Annotated in this window: 13 protein-coding genes; all 13 read left to right on the forward strand. The window is 67.2% G+C overall.

The window, feature by feature from the left end:
* The first annotated feature begins 45 nt into the window (after positions 1–45).
* Positions 46–1,659 (forward strand): carboxyl transferase domain-containing protein, encoded by a 1,614-nt coding sequence (locus ACVT6V_RS12140; protein ID WP_489900001.1) that lies wholly within the window; start codon positions 46–48, stop codon positions 1,657–1,659.
* Positions 1,660–1,664: 5 nt separating this feature from the next.
* Entirely contained in the window at positions 1,665–3,719 is a 2,055-nt protein-coding gene (locus tag ACVT6V_RS12145; RefSeq protein ID WP_489900003.1) for an acetyl/propionyl/methylcrotonyl-CoA carboxylase subunit alpha, read from the forward strand.
* Complete coding sequence (locus tag ACVT6V_RS12150) at positions 3,719–4,864, forward strand: acyl-CoA dehydrogenase family protein (protein WP_489900004.1); 1,146 nt, start codon at positions 3,719–3,721, stop codon at positions 4,862–4,864. The genes ACVT6V_RS12145 and ACVT6V_RS12150 overlap by 1 nt, the downstream gene beginning before the upstream one ends.
* The gene (locus ACVT6V_RS12155) at positions 4,861–5,361 is read left to right on the forward strand and encodes a MaoC family dehydratase (protein ID WP_489900005.1); all 501 of its coding nucleotides are present in this window, start codon (positions 4,861–4,863) and stop codon (positions 5,359–5,361) included. The genes ACVT6V_RS12150 and ACVT6V_RS12155 overlap by 4 nt, the downstream gene beginning before the upstream one ends.
* Before the next feature lie 4 nt (positions 5,362–5,365).
* Positions 5,366–6,256 (forward strand): HpcH/HpaI aldolase/citrate lyase family protein, encoded by an 891-nt coding sequence (locus ACVT6V_RS12160; RefSeq protein WP_489900006.1) that lies wholly within the window; start codon positions 5,366–5,368, stop codon positions 6,254–6,256.
* Positions 6,257–6,295: 39 nt separating this feature from the next.
* Positions 6,296–7,936, forward strand: coding sequence for an AMP-binding protein (locus ACVT6V_RS12165; protein WP_489900007.1), 1,641 nt, complete (start codon positions 6,296–6,298; stop codon positions 7,934–7,936).
* 61 nt (positions 7,937–7,997) lie between these two features.
* The gene (locus ACVT6V_RS12170; protein WP_489900789.1) at positions 7,998–9,989 is read left to right on the forward strand and encodes an acetoacetate--CoA ligase; all 1,992 of its coding nucleotides are present in this window, start codon (positions 7,998–8,000) and stop codon (positions 9,987–9,989) included.
* Positions 9,990–10,094: 105 nt separating this feature from the next.
* Positions 10,095–11,234: a hypothetical protein gene (locus ACVT6V_RS12175; RefSeq protein ID WP_489900008.1), complete on the forward strand. Its 1,140-nt coding sequence runs from the start codon at positions 10,095–10,097 to the stop codon at positions 11,232–11,234.
* A 156-nt stretch (positions 11,235–11,390) separates the two neighbouring features.
* The gene (locus tag ACVT6V_RS12180) at positions 11,391–12,905 is read left to right on the forward strand and encodes a cell division protein PerM (protein WP_489900009.1); all 1,515 of its coding nucleotides are present in this window, start codon (positions 11,391–11,393) and stop codon (positions 12,903–12,905) included.
* A gap of 136 nt (positions 12,906–13,041) precedes the next feature.
* Positions 13,042–13,620: a phosphoribosylglycinamide formyltransferase gene (gene purN, locus ACVT6V_RS12185; protein ID WP_489900790.1), complete on the forward strand. Its 579-nt coding sequence runs from the start codon at positions 13,042–13,044 to the stop codon at positions 13,618–13,620.
* Positions 13,617–15,191 (forward strand): bifunctional phosphoribosylaminoimidazolecarboxamide formyltransferase/IMP cyclohydrolase, encoded by a 1,575-nt coding sequence (gene purH, locus ACVT6V_RS12190; RefSeq protein WP_489900010.1) that lies wholly within the window; start codon positions 13,617–13,619, stop codon positions 15,189–15,191. The genes purN and purH overlap by 4 nt, the downstream gene beginning before the upstream one ends.
* A gap of 12 nt (positions 15,192–15,203) precedes the next feature.
* Positions 15,204–15,947 carry a sulfite exporter TauE/SafE family protein gene (locus tag ACVT6V_RS12195; protein ID WP_489900011.1) on the forward strand — a complete coding sequence of 248 codons (744 nt, stop codon included), beginning with the start codon at positions 15,204–15,206 and terminating at the stop codon, positions 15,945–15,947.
* Between the two features lie 392 nt (positions 15,948–16,339).
* On the forward strand, positions 16,340–17,236 hold the full coding sequence (locus ACVT6V_RS12200; RefSeq protein WP_489900012.1) for a TauD/TfdA dioxygenase family protein: 897 nt from the start codon (positions 16,340–16,342) through the stop codon (positions 17,234–17,236).
* Positions 17,237–17,271: the final 35 nt, after the last annotated feature.

Raw genomic sequence — 17,271 nt, forward strand, 5'->3', positions numbered from 1 at the left:
GTGTCGTACGATGCATTCAGTTAATCGCTACTAACTGAAAGGTCGATGGTGACCAGCACGTTCAGTACTGAAGCGGCCGATACCGCCGACTCGGCCGCGGGATTTCGCGCGGTCCATCTCGCCGGTGTCGCCCGGTTGCGCGAGCTGCTTGCGCAGGCTCGGCGGGGCGGCGGCGACAAGGCCCGCGACCGGCACATCTCCCGCGGCAAACTGCTCCCACGCGATCGCGTGGATCGACTCATCGACGTCGGTTCGCCGTTCCTGGAGGTCGCGCCACTCGCGGCTCATGAGATGTACGACGGTCGTGTGCCCTCAGCCGGGGTGGTCGCCGGTGTCGGGCGGATCGCCGGACGCGAATGCATGATCGTCGCCAACGACGCGACGGTCTCCGGCGGCACCTACTACCCGGTGACGGTGAAGAAGCATCTGCGCGCGCAGGAAATCGCGGCGGCCAACCGGCTGCCCTGCATTTACCTCGTGGACTCGGGTGGGGCGATGCTGCTGCAACAGGACGAGGTGTTCCCCGACCGCGATCACTTCGGCCGCATCTTCTTCAACCAGGCGACGATGAGCGCGGCCGGCATCCCGCAGATCGCGGCGGTGCTCGGGTCGTCGACAGCAGGCGGCGCGTATGTCCCGGCGATGAGCGACGAGACGGTCATCGTGCGCAATCAGGGAACGATCTTCCTGGCCGGCCCGCCGCTGGTGAAAGCGGCCACCGGCGAGGATGTGACCGCCGAGGAGCTCGGCGGTGGCGCCATGCACTCGTCGGTCTCCGGTGTCACCGACCATCTCGTCGAGAACGACGAGCAGGCGCTGGCCAAGGTCCGCGAGATCGTCGCGACGCTCGGTCCGCGTGATGACGCGCAGTGGGAGACCATCGGGTCGCGCGAGCCGCGTCGCCCGCAGACCGACCTCTACGACGTGGTGCCCACCGATTCGCGGACACCTTACGATGTGCGGGAGGTCATCGAGATCCTCAGCGACGCCGGCGAATACACCGAGTTCAAGGCCAACTACGGCACCACCCTGGTCACCGCCTTCGCCCATGTGCACGGACACCCGGTGGGCTTCATCGGAAACAACGGGGTGTTGTTCAGTGAATCCGCGCTCAAGGGGGCGCATTTCATCGAACTCTGCGACCAGCGGCGCATCCCACTCGTCTTCCTGCAGAACATCACCGGGTTCATGGTGGGCCGTGCCTACGAGGAGGGCGGCATCGCGAAGAACGGCGCCAAGATGGTCAACGCCGTGGCCTGCGCGCGGGTGCCCAAGCTCACCGTCATGGTCGGCGGATCGTTCGGCGCGGGCAACTACTCGATGTGCGGTCGGGCATATTCGCCGCGATTCCTGTGGATGTGGCCGAACGCCCGCATCTCGGTGATGGGCGGCCCGCAGGCCGCCGACACCTTGGCCACCGTCCGTCGCAACCAGGTCGAACGCTCCGGCGACGAGTGGGCGGCCGAGGACGAGGAGGCGTTCAAGGCGCCCATCCGCGACCAGTTCGACCGCCAGTCGGACGCGTACTACTCGACTGCGCGCCTCTGGGACGACGGGATCATCGATCCCGCACAAACCCGGACAGTCCTCGGATTGGCATTGGAGACATGCCGATACGCCCCCCTCACCGAACCGCGCTACGGCGTCTTCCGGATGTGATCACCGTGAACCAGACCACTCTCACCACAACCAGGCCCATCCGCAGTGTGCTGATCGCCAACCGCGGCGAGATCGCCTGCCGCGTGATCGACACGCTGCGCCGCATGGGCATCCGCAGCATCGCGGTCTATTCCGACGCCGACGCGGACGCACGTCATGTCCGCGAGGCCGACGTCGCCGTCCGGATCGGGCCCGCTGCCGCGACCCAGAGCTACCTCGACATCGATGCGGTGGTGCGCGCGGCGGTCGACACCGGTGCGGACGCGGTGCACCCCGGCTACGGGTTCCTGTCGGAGAATCAGAAGTTCGCCGCGGCACTCGCCGACGCCGGTGTCACCTTCATCGGTCCGCCGGCCGAGGCGATCGCGACGATGGGTGACAAGATCACCGCACGCGCAGCGGTCACCGAACGCGATGTGCCGGTGGTGCCGGGTCTGTCCCGGCCGGGCCTGACCGACGAGGACCTGATCGCCGCCGCACCCGACATCGGATTCCCGGTGCTCATCAAGCCGAGCGCCGGTGGTGGCGGTAAGGGTATGCACCGCGTCGAGAACGCTGCGGAGCTACCCGCTGCACTGCAGCGCGCACGCCGCGAGGCCGGGTCGGCCTTCGGTGACGATGCCCTGTTCCTCGAGCATTTCGTCGACACCCCGCGACACATCGAGGTGCAGGTTCTCGCCGACGAACACGGCAATGTCATCCACCTGGGCGAGCGCGAATGCTCGCTGCAGCGTCGTCACCAGAAGGTGATCGAGGAGGCGCCGTCGGCACTGCTCGACAACCAGACCCGTGCTCGCATCGGCGAAGCGGCGTGTGACGCGGCGCGCAGCGTCGGCTACACGGGCGCGGGCACGGTCGAGTTCATCGTGTCGGCGCATCGCCCCGACGCGTTCTTCTTCATGGAGATGAACACGCGCCTGCAGGTCGAACACCCGGTCACCGAACTGGTCACCGGCGTCGACCTCGTCGAGCAGCAGATCCGGGTGGCCCGCGGGGAGGTCCTCGGCCTGGCCCAGGACGACATCGTGTTGCACGGGCACGCCATCGAGGCGCGCGTCTACGCCGAGGATCCGGCGAACGGATTCCTGCCCACCGGCGGCCGGATAGCGCATCTCGAACACCCGGACACCGCACCGGGCACCGGGATTCGTGTGGATTCCGCGATGGCCGACGATCTGGTCGTCGGCAGCGACTACGACCCGATGCTGGCGAAGGTCATCGCACACGGCAGCGACCGTGAGGAGGCGCTCGAACGCCTCGACCAGGCGCTGGCGCACACCCGCGTGCTCGGGCTGGTCACCAACATCGACTTCTGCCGCTACGTCCTCGCCCAGCAATCGGTGCGCGACGCCGCACTCGACACCGAACTGCTCGATCGGCTGGTCATCGACTATGCGGCGCCCGAACCCGTACCGGAGGCCATGGTGCTGGTCGGTGTCGCCCGTATCGGGCCCCGCGACGGCGGCGACGTCTGGCAGTCGGCGGTCGGTTGGCGCATCGGCGAACCGACACCCGTGGTGACCCGCTTGGTCTCGGGGACAAGTCATTTCACCGTCTCGATCCTGGTCGAGTCCGCGACCGAGGAGAAGCTGACCGGGCGGGCGACGGTGACCTATGAGGACACCGACCGCGAGCCGTGGCAGGCCGCGGTCGAGTATCGGCTCATCGATCGCCATGACGGCAGCTCGCCCGGCTCGCAGACGCGTCGCCTGATCATCGACGGGGTCAGTCAGTCCTGGTCGAAGGCCGAGGTCGACGGCACCTGGTGGGTCGCCGGCCCGCATGGCTCCTGGCAGCTCGACCTGGCCCGACCACTGTTGGAAGAGGCTGCCGACGAGAACGCCGGCGAGATCCTCAGTCCCATGCCGGGCACCGTCGTCGCGGTCCCGGCGACGGCCGGCGACACCGTCTCCGCGGGCAGCCCGATCATCGTGGTCGAGGCGATGAAGATGGAACACACGTTGACGGCGCCGGTGGACGGCGTGGTGGCCGTCTCGGCGAAGGTCGGCGACAAGGTCGCCGCCGGACAGACAATCGCACACGTGCAGAAGGAGGACTGATGGAACTCAGTCAGGAGTACACCGACCTCATCGGAAGCGTCCGCGACTTCGCGCAGTCGGTCGTCGCCCCGGTATCGGCGAAACACGATGCGGAGCACAGCTTCCCCTATGAGGTCGTGTCGCAGATGGGCAAGATGGGGCTGTTCGGGCTGCCCTTCCCGGAGGAATACGGTGGGATGGGCGGTGACTATTTCGCACTCGCGTTGGCCCTCGAGGAACTCGGCAAGGTCGACCAGTCCGTGGCGATCACCCTGGAGGCCGGTGTCGGTCTCGGCGCCATGCCGATCTACAAGTTCGGCACCGAGGAACAGAAACAGCGATGGCTGCCGGACCTGACCACCGGTCGGGCACTCGCCGGTTTCGGTCTCACCGAACCGGGTGCCGGCTCGGATGCCGGCGCGACCGCCACCACCGCCAAAGAGGATGGCGACAGCTGGATCATCAACGGCGCCAAGCAGTTCATCACCAACTCGGGCACCGACATCACGTCGCTGGTGACGGTCACCGCGGTCACCGGCACCCGCGACGGCGGCCGCAAGGAGATCTCGACGATCATCGTGCCCTCCGACACCCCCGGCTTCACCGCCGAACCCGCGTACAACAAGGTCGGGTGGAACGCGTCGGACACTCATCCGCTGTCGTTTGCCGACGCTCGGGTGCCCGCCGAGAACCTCCTCGGTGAGCGCGGGCGGGGCTACGCCAACTTCCTGTCCATCCTCGACGAGGGCCGGATCGCGATCGCCGCGCTCGCCACCGGCGTGGCGCAGGGATGTGTCGACGAGAGCGTGAAGTACGCGAAGGAGCGCCAGTCGTTCGGCAAACCGATCGGGCAGTACCAATCGGTGTCGTTCGCGATCGCCCGGATGGAGGCCCGCGCGCATGTGGCGCGGACCGCCTACTACGATGCGGCGGCGAAGATGCTGGCGGGCAAGCCGTTCAAGAAGGAGGCCTCCATCGCCAAGATGGTCTCCAGCGAGGCGGCGATGGACAACGCCCGGATGGCCACGCAGATCCATGGCGGCTACGGCTTCATGAACGAGTACCCGGTCGCCCGACACTACCGGGACTCGAAGATCCTCGAGATCGGCGAGGGCACCACCGAGGTGCAACTGATGCTCATCGCACGGGAGCTGGGTTTCGCATGACCGAGCAGAGTGCCGCCGACCGGGTACGGGTGGTCCAACGTGGTCTGTGGTTCGACGAGTTCACCGAGGGCACCATCTACGAACACCGGCCGGGCCGGACGGTCACCGAGGCCGACAACGTCCTGTTCACCACGTTGACGATGAACACCCAGGCCCTGCACCTCGACGCCGCGTGGTCGGCCGAGCAACCGGGCTTCGGCGGCCAACGGCTGATCAACTCGATGTTCACCCTGTCCACCATCGTGGGTCTGTCGGTGTCTCAGCTGACCCAGGGCACACTCGTCGCCAACCTCGGATTCAGTGAGGTGGCCTTTCCGGCGCCGCTGTTCGCAGGTGACACCCTGTATGCGGAAACGGAGTGCACCGGCAAACGCGAATCCCGGTCCCGGCCGGGTGAGGGCGTGGTGAACTTGACCCATATCGGACGTAATCAGCACGGCGAGGTCGTTGCGCGTGCGGCGCGGGCCACGCTGGTGCGCAAGAAGACGGTGGAGTAGAGAAATGCAGCCCGGCCAGCAATTGCACAACCCCTGGACACCGCCCGGACCGGCTTTGTTGTTCTGTCCGGCCGACCGGCCCGAGCGCTACCAGAAGGCACTCGATCGTGCGGATGTGGTGATCCTCGACCTCGAGGACGCCGTCGCCGCCGAGAACCGGGTGGCCGCGCGGGAGGCCCTGGTCGCCAACCCGCTGGATCCCGATCGCACCATCGTGCGGATCAATCCGTCGGGCACCGGCGATTACCGTCGCGATCTCGCCGCCATCGGTGACACCAATTACCGGGTGGTCATGCAGGCCAAGGCCGAGGATGCGGATTCGATCATCCACACCGCGCTGCAGACGATCGCGCTGATCGAGACCCCGCTCGGCGCCACCCGCGTGAGCGAGATCGCCGAAGCCGTCAACTGCATCGGACTCATGTGGGGTGCCGAGGATCTCGTCGCCGGACTCGGCGGAAAATCCAGCCGGTTCGGACCCGACGAGGATCGCGCCGGGACCTACCGAGACGTCGCCCGTTTCGTCCGTTCGTCGGTGCGCATCGCGGCCGCGGCACACGGAAAATTCGCGGTGGACTCGGTGCATCTGGACATCCGTGACGTCGACGGCCTGGTCGCCGAGGTCCGCGACGCCGTCGCACTCGGATACACCGCCACCGCGTGTATTCATCCCTCGCAGGTCGAGCACATCCGTGCCGGCTATCGGCCGTCGGATGACGAGATCGACTGGGCCCGGCGCGTGATGGACGGCAACGAAGAGCATCGGGGTGGGGTGTTCAGCATCGAGGGCCAGATGATCGACGGTCCGGTGCTGCGGCAGGCCGAGGTGGTCCTGGCCCGGGCCGCCGCGCTCCGCGATGTCGCGACCACGGGCCCGTCCACCACCGCCGAATGATCGTCGGCCCACCAGTCCTCACGAGAACCGGAGCGAGACATGACAGAAATGGCCTACGCCGAGGGTGAGAGCACACCCGAACTCCTCACCGAGACCATCGGTGCCACGTTGGCGCGGACGGTTGCGTCGTTCGCCGGCAACCTGGCGCTCATCGACGCGGCCGCCGGGCGGCAGTGGACCTATGCCGAGTTCCACCGCGATGTGCGGGCGCTTGCTGCCGGCCTCGTCCGCCTCGGTGTCGCCCCGGGCGACCGGGTGGGGCTGTGGTCGCCGAACCGGTTCGAATGGGTGCTCACCCAGTACGCGACCGCCGAGATCGGCGCCATCCTGGTGAACCTCAACCCCGCGTATCGGCAGAACGAGATCGAGTACGCACTGGCCCAGTCGGGCAGCAGCGTCGTGCTCGCGGCGGAACGGTTCAAGGACTCCGCGTATGCGTCCATGCTGGCCGAGGCGCGGCCGAACTGTCCGGATCTGCGTGAGGTGATCCTGTTCGACACACCGGAGTGGACGGCCCTGCTGGCCGAACCCACGGCCGACGAGGCGGCAGCCGTCGCGCAGATTGCCACATCGCTGTCTCCCGACGACGCGATCAACATCCAATACACCTCCGGCACAACCGGATTCCCCAAGGGCGCCACCCTTTCGCACCGTAACATCGGGAACAATGGGTATCTCGTGGGAGAGTTGCTCGATTACACCGACGCCGACCGGATCTGTCTGCCGGTGCCGTTCTACCACTGCTTCGGCATGGTGATGGGCAATCTGGCAGCGACCAGTCACGGGGCCGCCATGGTGATCCCCGCGCCGGCCTTCGACCCGGAGGCCACGCTGGCGGCGGTGTCGGAGTACCGCTGTACCAGCCTCTACGGGGTGCCGACGATGTTCATCGCGGAACTCGCACTGATGGACGAGCGCGGTGACGCACACGGCTTCGACCTGTCGAGCCTGCGGACCGGGATCATGGCCGGCTCGCCCTGCCCGGAACACGTGATGCGGCAGGTCGTCGACCGGATGCATATGGAACAGGTGTCCATCTGCTACGGCATGACCGAGACATCGCCGGTGTCGACCCAGACCCGGGTCGACGACCCGCTCGAACTCCGCGTCGGAACGGTCGGCCGGGTCGGTCCACATCTGGAGATCAAGGTGATCGACCCGGGAACCGGGGAGACATTGCGGCGTGGCGAGACCGGGGAGTTCTGCACCAAGGGTTACTCGGTGATGAAGGGCTATTGGAACGAGCCCGCCAAGACCGCCGAGGCACTCGACGCCGATGGCTGGATGCACACCGGTGACCTCGCGGTGATGGACGACAACGGGTACGTCCGCATCACCGGCCGTATCAAGGACATGGTCATCCGCGGTGGCGAGAACATCTACCCGCGGGAGATCGAGGAGTTCCTCTACACCCATCCCGACATCCTCGACGCACAGGTCATCGGTGTGCCCGACGACAAGTACGGCGAGGAGCTGATGGCGTGGGTCCGACTGCGGGACGACGCAACCGAGTTCACCGTCGAGGACCTGCGTGTCTTCGCGAACGGGAAGATCGCGCGGCACAAGATCCCCCGCTACGTGCATGTGGTCAAAGAGTTCCCGATGACCGTGACGGGCAAGGTGCGCAAGGTCCAGATGCGCGAGGAGGCCGTCGAGATCCTGGGGTTCGGACACGGCTAGACATGCCCTAGGGTGAGATGATGTGACCGAACCTGACCGGAGTGATTCCGGCGCAACGCAGATGGCCTCGTTCACGCGCCTGGTCCGAGACCGGACCGGCCGCGACCTGGACGGATACGCAGCGTTGTGGCAATGGTCGGTCGACGAACCCGGTGACTTCTGGCGTGCCATCTGGGATTTCCACGACCTCGGTGCGATGGCGGGTCCGGGATCCCCGGCCGTGGAGTCCGCCACCGATGTGCTCGCCATCGCGGACATGCCGGGCGCGCAATGGTTTCCCGGGGTCGAGCTCAACTATGCGTCCGCGGTGCTGCGGCACGCCGACCGTACCGGCGCGGCGATCGTCGGCATCGGTGAGGATGGTGCTCGCACCGAGATCGCCTGGTCGGAGCTGCCCGAACTGGTGAACGGTTTTGCTCGGACCCTGAGCTCGCTCGGCGTCGGCCGTGGTGACGTGGTCGCTGCCTACCTGCCGGACATCCCGGAGGCCGTCATCGCTTTCCTCGGCACCGCGTATGTCGGGGCGATCTGGTCGGGCTGCGGCCAGGACTATGCACCCGAGGGCGCTGCCGGCCGATTGGCGCAGCTGCAGCCGAAGGTGTTGATCAGTGCGGGTGGCTATCGCTACAACGGCAAGGTCGTCGACAAGTCGGCCGACAGTGTGGCGCTGGCCGGGTTGCTGCCCGGACTCCTCGCGCATGTCGTCGTCGACGCCCCCGATCAGGCGACGTCGGCAGGTGAGGCGATGTCGGCAGGTGAGGCGGTGTCGGCAGGTGACGGGCCGCGTCGGATTGCTTACACCGAGGCGGTGCACCCGGCCGACACCGGCGTGATCGACCCGGTCGCGGTGCCGTTCGATCATCCGTTGTGGGTGCTGTTCAGTTCCGGTACCACCGGAAAACCCAAGGGCATCGTGCACGGCCACGGGGGAGTGGTGGTCGAACACCTCAAGGCGGGCGGATTGCACGCTGACCTGGGGCCCGAGGACGTCTTCTTCTGGCAGACGGCCCTGAGTTGGATGATGTGGAACTTCCAGGTCGCCGGACTGCTGTGTGGAGCACGGATCGTCTGTTACAGCGGCTCGCCGCTGTATCCGGACGCCGATCGGCTCTGGCAGATCGTCGAATCGGAGCGCGTCACCTATTTCGGGACGAGCCCGGGCCAGCTTCAGGCCTCCCGCAAGGCAGGCCTGGTGCCGGGCCGCGACCACGATCTGTCCGCTTTGCGCACCCTGGGCAGCACCGGGTCGACGCTGGCCGCCGATCTGTTCACCTGGGTCGACGACAACGTCAGAGGCGGCGTCCCGATCTCGTCGATCAGCGGTGGAACCGACGTGGTGACCGCGTTCGCCGGCGGCTCGACGGGAGTGCCGGTCGTGGCAGGTGAACTGTCGGTCCGCTATCTGGGCGTCGCACTCGAGAGCTGGGCTGCCGACCGGACGCCGCTCATCGACGAGGTCGGCGAGATGGTGATCACCGCGCCGATGCCGTCGATGCCGGTCTCGTTCTGGAACGACCCGGACGGATCGAGATTCCGCAGCGCCTACTTCGAACACGAGTGGGAGACCCCGTCCGACGCCGCGGTGTGGCGTCACGGGGACTGGGTGACGGTCACCGCACGTGGGTCACTGATCATCCACGGTCGCAGTGACGCCACCCTGAACCGCCACGGCATCCGGATGGGATCGGCCGACATCTACGAGGTGGTGGAGGGCATCGACGAGATCGCGGAGGGTTTCGTGCTGGGTGTCGACGGTCCCGGCGGGGCGTACTGGATGCCGTTGTTCGTCACGCTCGTCGCGGGCGCGGTGCTCGACGACGACCTGCGGGCGCGGCTGGCGTCCGAGATTCGCGCGAGATTGTCCCCGCGTCACGTGCCGGACGAGGTGATCGAGGCGCCGGGTATCCCGCACACCCGGACCGGGAAGAAGCTGGAGGTGCCGGTGACCGGTATCCTCGCCGGCCGGGCCGAGGTCAGCATCGACCCGAAGTCGGTCGACGACTACGGGCTGATCGACTGGTATGCCGCGCAAGGTCGCGCCCATCGGTGGTAGTGAGGGAATGAGCGCGGCACACGATCGCGCGTGGACCATGTACTAGCGTGGGGCGCGACACCAGCGCTCACCGCGGGGGCGAATCACGACCGAGCAGGAGAAGCGATGACCTACCAGCAGGGCGGTTACGGCCAGCATGGCCAGCAGGGGCAGGGGCAGGGCCAGGAAGACTCTGGTCAGCAGGGCTACGGCCAGCAGGGTTACGGCCAGCAGGCGCCCGGACAGCAGGGCTACGGGCAGCAGGGCTATGGCCAGCCCGGTTACGGCCAGCAGGGGTACGGCCAGCAGGGGTACGGCCAGCAGGGCTATGGCCAGCCCGGGTACGGTGCCCAGCCCGGTTACGGCCAGCAGGGCTACGGGTCCGGCGGCGCCGACGCACCCTCTGGTGCGGGACAGGCGACACCCGGTTACGGGCAGCAGGGTTACGGTCAGCAGTATCCCCAGGGGTATGGACAGCAGTACCCACAAGGGTATGGACAGCAGTACCCGCAGCAGGGCTACGGGCAGCAGCAATATCCGCAGGGTTACGGGCAGTACGGCCAACCTGCACCCAAGCCCGTCGGGCAAGGGCTGCCCGCCAACATCGGTCAGCTCCTCGCGATCGCGGTGGGTTCCATCGCGGCGGTGGAAGCGGTCGTCAGCTTCTGGAACCGCGGCGCCTATCTCCCGTATCTGGCGCTGATAGCCGTACTCGCCTTGCTGACGCTGCATCCCAAGGTGCAGACCAGGGTCACGGTTCCGGTGATCAGTGCCGTCGCGGTCGCCACCGCGATCAGCCAGCTGTATGACGTCATCTACACCGCCTCGAAGGGTTCGAACCTGATCTCCAACTCGGGTGTCGACTACTCCCAGCTGGCTCTGACCCTGATCATCGCGGCGCTCGCGGTGTTCTGGCTGCTCGTCGTCCTGGAGATGGTGAAGGTTGCATCCGACGCTGCCGGCACCTCGGAGCCCCCGGCCACCGCATCTGCGGCCCACGCACCGACTCAGGCCGTCGCCTACGGCGATACACAGTCGAGTGCCCACAGCGCCTCGAGCGCAGGCGCCACCCAGCAGGCCAATTACGATCCGTCGGCCTACAGCCAGGTGCAGTCGCAGTCGCCGACCACCTCGAGTGCGGGGTACACGCCGACCGCCGGCGCCTCGGAGTCCGGCTCGTCGACGTCCGGTTACCACCCGACCGCTGAGGCGTCCGGCGATGCCACCACGAAGATCAGCAAGCCGGAGCAGCCGAACGGTCACTGATCTCGAGAATTCCCATGATGCCCCGCCGCGATCGGCGGGGCATCGTGCTGTCGGGACCCGAGCGTCCATGCGACTGCTGCGACGCATGTCGCTTTCTGAGGTCTGCGCGGCGCGTCTGCCCGGTGAGGCGAAGCAATCGTGTCAGTCTCGTAACCGATGCCCTCGCCTACCGCTGACAGTCTCGCGTCGCGTCTCCGCCAGATGCGACAACTCAACCGCGCCCAGCGGTCGGTGACCGAGGGTTCCGCGCGCGCACTGGTCATGGTCGCGTTCGCCGTCCCGGTGGTCACGATGGTCATCATCGCCGCGGTGACCGTGACGGTCCTGCTTTTCGCCGGCAGCGGACTCGACGGGCTCGGCGTCGCCATCGGTGCGATCTGGCTGGCTGTCCATCAGGTACCGGTCACGCTCAGCGGCGTGACCATCGGGATATTGCCGATGCTGCCCACCCTGGCGATCGCGGTCGCCGCGGCCAGGATGTCCGCATCGGCGAGTGGCACCGAGCGTCCCGCCTCCGAGCTCGCGGCGGTTTTCTGTTCCGCGGTGGGCGGGCCCATGTTGATCACCGCTCTGTCGCTGGCCGTCGTGATGGACGGGACATCGGTGATGCCGGTCCAGAGTCCGTCCGCGCTGATGGCGTTCGGCTACACACTCGCCATCCATGGCTCCGCGGCTCTGCTCGGAATCGGATGGCGTCGCCGAGAAGAGCTCTGCGACCGCTTCGGTGTCCCGCCATCCGTGCGGCGCGGTGTGCGTTGTGGAGTGTTGGCAATCACCGCGCTGCTCACCTGCGCCGCCGGCCTGGTCGTCGTGCGGCTGATCATCGGCTGGCACGTGACCGGGCAGCTGCTGGCCGACGGCAACGATTTCGACGGCTACCTCGGGTTGGCGGCCTTGTCGGTGCTCTACCTGCCGAACGCTGTCGTCGGTGCCGCCTCGGTCCTGGTCGGGTCCGACTTCCACATCGGGACCGCTTCGGTCGATTTGCTCGATGTCCGCGGCGGACCGCTTCCACCGGTGCCGATCCTGGGCGCTCTCCCCGAATCCGCGGCCGGGATGCTGGGTCTGATCGGTTTCCTGATACCCGCATCGATCGCGCTGGTGGTCGCACTGCGCTGCCGCGACCTAGATCCACTCGCCAACGTGCGGTCGGTGGCGGTGGCCTCGGCGGTTGCGGCGACGACCATGGTCGTGCTCTGTGTGATGGCCGGCGGGGAACTGGGTGAGTTCGGTGACGCGGGCGTCACGCTGCCCACGGCGGGAGTGTTCACACTCGGATGGATCGCGGTGGTCGGTCTGATCGTCGCGTTGATCTACGGGGCGCTTCCGTCCACCCGGGCCGCTCGCCGCAATGGTGTCGACGCGGACTTCGACGACGACTACGACCTCGATTACGAGGACGAGTACCTGACCGATGACTACGAGGATCCCGAGGACCTCGACGACGAGTACGGCGAGTTCGACGACTACGAAGGCGAGGATTGGGCGGAGGAGGACTCGGGGTACACCGAGTCCCGGTCCACCGAATCGGATGACGTCGAGTGGGCCGACGGCGATGAGTGGGAGGTCGTCGACGGTGACGAGGGCGCAGTGCCCGGCCCGTTCGACCGCACCGACCAGACCACCGACGCTCGCACCACCGAGGTCGAATACTCGAGCGAGAATCGCTGACGTCGCAGACCGCCACCGCCCCCGGCGATCCGGGCGGGTGCACCGACCACTAGGCTTCTTCAGTGTGAACGCAGCTGCCGGGCCTGGAGTATCTGCAGTTCGTGTACCCTCCTCGGGCCGTGTGCCGATCGTGGTGATGGCATCGGGTACCGGTTCGTTGCTCGAATCGTTGCTCCGACGGGTCGCCGACGACGCGCCATTCCAGATCGTCGCGATCGTGGTCGATCGGCAATGCCGCGCCGCCGAGATAGCCGCAGACCACGGCGTCCCCCTGGTCGACTGCCGAGTGGCCGATCACGCCGACCGGGCCACCTGGGACGTAGCGGTCACCGAGGAAGTCGCGGCATTCGACCCGGCCTGGGTCGTCACCGCCGGTTTCATGAAAATCCTTGGGCCGGCCTTTCTCTCACGTTTCGGCGGCCGGATCGTCAACTCGCACCCGGCGCTGCTGCCGGCTTTTCCCGGCGCTCACGGTGTCGCCGACGCCCTTGCCCACGGGGTGAAGGTGACCGGCACCACCGTGCATCTCGTGGACGACGGGGTGGACACCGGTCCGATCCTCGCCCAGGAGCCGGTGGCGGTGCGACCGGATGACACCGTGGAGAGTCTTCATGAGCGAATCAAATCGGTCGAGCGTGAACTGCTCGCCGACGTGGTGACGGCACTCGTCACCAGAGGTGTAGTGATCGACGGACGAAAGGCCGACATCCCGTGAACACACAGAGCCCCGCCGGTGGTCGCCGGCCCATCCGCCGCGCACTCGTCAGTGTGTACGACAAGACCGGACTCGCCGATCTCGCCACCGCTCTCAACGAGGCGGGCGTGGAGATCGTCTCGACCGGATCCACGGCGAAAACCATTGCCGACGCCGGAGTTCCGGTCATCGAGGTCTCGGCACTGACGGGATTCCCGGAATGCCTCGACGGCCGGGTGAAGACCCTGCACCCCAAGGTGCATGCGGGGATCCTCGCCGACACCCGCAAGCAGAGCCACGTGGACCAGCTCGACGAACTCGGTGTCGCCGCTTTCGATCTCGTCGTCGTCAACCTCTACCCCTTCACCGAGACCGTCGCGTCGGGTGCCGCCCCGGACGAATGCGTCGAGCAGATCGACATCGGCGGGCCGTCCATGGTGCGCGGTGCCGCCAAGAATCATCCGTCGGTCGCGGTCGTGGTCAACCCGGACGACTACGAGGCGGTGCGAGGTGCGGTCGCCGACGGCGGTTTCAGCCTTGATGAGCGTAAAGCGCTGGCGGCGAAGGCGTTCCGGCACACAGCCGACTACGACGTGGCGGTCGCCTCGTGGATGTCCAGTGTGGTGGCACCGCCGGCCGATTCGTCGAACTTCCCGGACTGGGTGGGCGCCACCTGGAACCGGTCGTCGGTGCTGCGCTACGGCGAGAACCCGCACCAGGCGGCCGCCCTCTATGTCAGTGAGGCCGGCGGCGGACTGGCCTCCGCCGAGCAACTGCACGGCAAGGAGATGAGCTACAACAACTACACCGACGCCGATGCGGCGTGGCGTAGCGCGCACGACTTCGACACACCGGCCGTCGCGATCATCAAGCACGCCAATCCGTGTGGCATCGCCGTCGGCGCGGACATCGCCGAGGCCCACCGCAAGGCGCACGCGTGCGACCCGGTCAGCGCCTACGGCGGCGTGATCGCTGCCAACCGCGAGATCACCGTCGAGATGGCCGAACAGGTGGCGGAGATCTTCACCGAGGTCATCATCGCTCCCGGGTTCGCCGACGGTGCGCTCTCGGTGCTCACCCGCAAGAAGAACATCCGCGTGCTCACCGCGCCCGCTCCGGCGCGGACCGGAGTGGAGACCCGACCGATCTCCGGCGGGCTGCTCATGCAGCAGCGCGATGTGCTCGACGCCGACGGCGACGACCCGGCGAACTGGACCCTCGCGGCCGGATCCCCGGCCGATCCGGACACCCTTGCAGATCTCGAATTCGCCTGGCGGGCATGCCGTTCGGTCAAGTCCAATGCGATCCTGCTGGCCGACGGCGGTGCCTCGGTGGGCGTCGGCATGGGGCAGGTGAACCGGGTCGACTCGGCACACCTCGCCGTTCAGCGTGCCGGTGACCGTGCCGCCGGCAGTGTCGCGGCGTCGGACGCCTTCTTCCCGTTCCCGGACGGCCTGCAGGTCCTGCTGTCCGGCGGTGTGCGCGCGGTGGTGCAGCCGGGCGGTTCCATCCGTGACAACGAGGTCATCGAGGCGGCGTCCGAAGCCGGTGTCACGCTGTATCTCACCGGTGCGCGGCACTTTGCGCACTGAGTCCCCGAGTTCGTGAGTCCGGCCGAGTTCGCTTTTCTCGTCGCCGCCGGATTCGGTGCCGGACTCATCGGCTACATCACGGGATTGGCGTCGGTGGTGAGCTATCCGGCGCTGCTCGCGGTCGGGCTGCCACCGATCGCCGCCAACGTCACCAACACCGTGTCCCTGGTGGCCGTCGGTATCGGTAGTACGGCGCAGTCGGGACGTGTTCTGCTCGACGGCGACCGGCGTCGATTGATCGGCGGCATCGTCGCCTCCCTGGTCGGCGGCACGATCGGCGCCGTGACCCTGTTGCTCACCCCGCCAGGCGCCTTCGAGGCGATCGTCCCGTTCCTCGTGGCGCTCGCCGCGCTGTGTCTGCTGGGCCAGCCGATGCTGCGGCGGTGGGCCACGAGCCACGCCGACCGCCCCGGACCGTGGCTCATCGGCCTCGTCCTGATCTCCGTCTACGGCGGCTACTTCGGTGCGGGTGCGGGCATCATGGTCCTTGCATTGATGCTGGTGCTCACCAGTGAGCCGTTGTGGCGCGCCGCGCTGTCGAAGTCGGTGTTCCTGGGAATCGCGAACACCGTTGCCGCTGTCGGTTTCATGATCTTCGGTCCGGTGCACTGGGCGGCCGCATTCGCGATGGCGATCGGGTGTCTCGCCGGCGGCTGGTGCGGGCCCCCGGTGGTCCGGCGACTGCCCGCAGAACCGTTGCGGATCGTCGTCGGCATCGGCGGACTCTGCCTCGCGGCCTGGCTCGCCGTCGGCTGACCTCGCACCGTCCCGGCACCGCCGAGAGAACCCCAAATCGCGCCGAGAGAACCCCAAATCGCGCCGACGGAACCCAGGATCGCGCCGACGGAACCCGGAATCGCGCCGACGGAACCCGGGATCGCGCCGACGGAACCCGAAATAGCGTCGACGGAATCCGGGATCGCGCCGAGAGAACCCGGAATCGTGCCGAGAGAACCCGGAACTGCGCCGAGAGAACCCGAAATGGCGTCGACGGAACCCGGAATCGCGTCGACGGAATCCGGGATCGCGCCGACGGAACCCGGGATCGCGTCGACGGAATCCGGGATCGCGTCGAGAGAACCCGCGGCGTTTCGCTCGCGGCGAGGAAAAGTCTGGTCGTCCGCGCACCGGACGGCTACACATGCACCGTGAGTATCGATTCAGCCCTCGGCCAGGTGAAAAGCGCAACGATCTCGTCTGGCGTCGAGTTCGACATCCACGAATTCGGTCCGCACTTCGGTGCGGAGATCCGTGGGGTCGATGTCGCGGTGCTCACGGACAGCCAGATCATCGCGCTGCGACGCGCGCTGATCGATTACAAGGTCGTGGTCCTGCGCGATCAGCACATCGACGACGCGACCCACATCGAGTTCGGCCGTCGGATCGGGGATCTGACGTTCGGGCATCCGGTGTGGAACAGCGGTGACGTTCCGGGCGAGGTCTACGCGCTCGACAGCAGCGACGACGGATTCGCCGACGTCTGGCACACCGACGTCACCTTCATGCCCAGGCCGCCGATGGGATCGATCCTGCGTCCGGTCGTGTTGCCGCGCAATGGCGGTGACACCAATTGGGCCGACGCCGAGCTGGCCTATCAGTCGTTGTCGGAGCCGATGCGCCGTCTGGTGGATTCGCTCACTGCGGTACATGACGGCAACCGTGCCTTCGGCTATTACCTCAAACAGCGGCGTGATGGCCGCGGAAACACCTGGGACGGGGAGGAAGTCACCGAACTCGTGCCGGTCGCTCATCCAGTGGTACGAATCCATCCGGAGACGGGGCGCAGATCACTCTTCGTCAACCCGGGTTTCACCTCCCACATCGAGGGCGTCTCCGACGCCGAGAGCCGAGGCATCCTCGATCTGCTGTACGCCCACATCACCAAGCCGGAGCACATCGTCCGTCATCGGTGGCGTCTCGGTGACATCGTGATGTGGGACAACCGCAACACCCTGCACTACGCGAACCGCGACTACGGCGACACCCGGCGGGTGATGCACCGGATCACGCTGCGCGGCGATGCACCGCTCGGTCCCGCCGACTGACGGTCTCTGGAGAACACCAAACCTCATCTCTCGTC

It is taken from the genome of Gordonia sp. LMA167 (assembly GCF_058130025.1).

What these genes read in the sequence shown, in the direction of transcription:
- ACVT6V_RS12140 (WP_489900001.1), top strand. Translation starts at nt 46, where the DNA reads ATGGTGACCAGCACGTTCAGTACTGAAGCGGCCGATACCGCCGACTCG.
- ACVT6V_RS12150 (WP_489900004.1), top strand. Translation starts at nt 3,719, where the DNA reads ATGGAACTCAGTCAGGAGTACACCGACCTCATCGGAAGCGTCCGCGAC.
- ACVT6V_RS12155 (WP_489900005.1), top strand. Translation starts at nt 4,861, where the DNA reads ATGACCGAGCAGAGTGCCGCCGACCGGGTACGGGTGGTCCAACGTGGT.
- ACVT6V_RS12160 (WP_489900006.1), top strand. Translation starts at nt 5,366, where the DNA reads ATGCAGCCCGGCCAGCAATTGCACAACCCCTGGACACCGCCCGGACCG.
- ACVT6V_RS12165 (WP_489900007.1), top strand. Translation starts at nt 6,296, where the DNA reads ATGACAGAAATGGCCTACGCCGAGGGTGAGAGCACACCCGAACTCCTC.
- ACVT6V_RS12170 (WP_489900789.1), top strand. Translation starts at nt 7,998, where the DNA reads ATGGCCTCGTTCACGCGCCTGGTCCGAGACCGGACCGGCCGCGACCTG.
- ACVT6V_RS12175 (WP_489900008.1), top strand. Translation starts at nt 10,095, where the DNA reads ATGACCTACCAGCAGGGCGGTTACGGCCAGCATGGCCAGCAGGGGCAG.
- ACVT6V_RS12180 (WP_489900009.1), top strand. Translation starts at nt 11,391, where the DNA reads ATGCCCTCGCCTACCGCTGACAGTCTCGCGTCGCGTCTCCGCCAGATG.
- purN (WP_489900790.1), top strand. Translation starts at nt 13,042, where the DNA reads ATGGCATCGGGTACCGGTTCGTTGCTCGAATCGTTGCTCCGACGGGTC.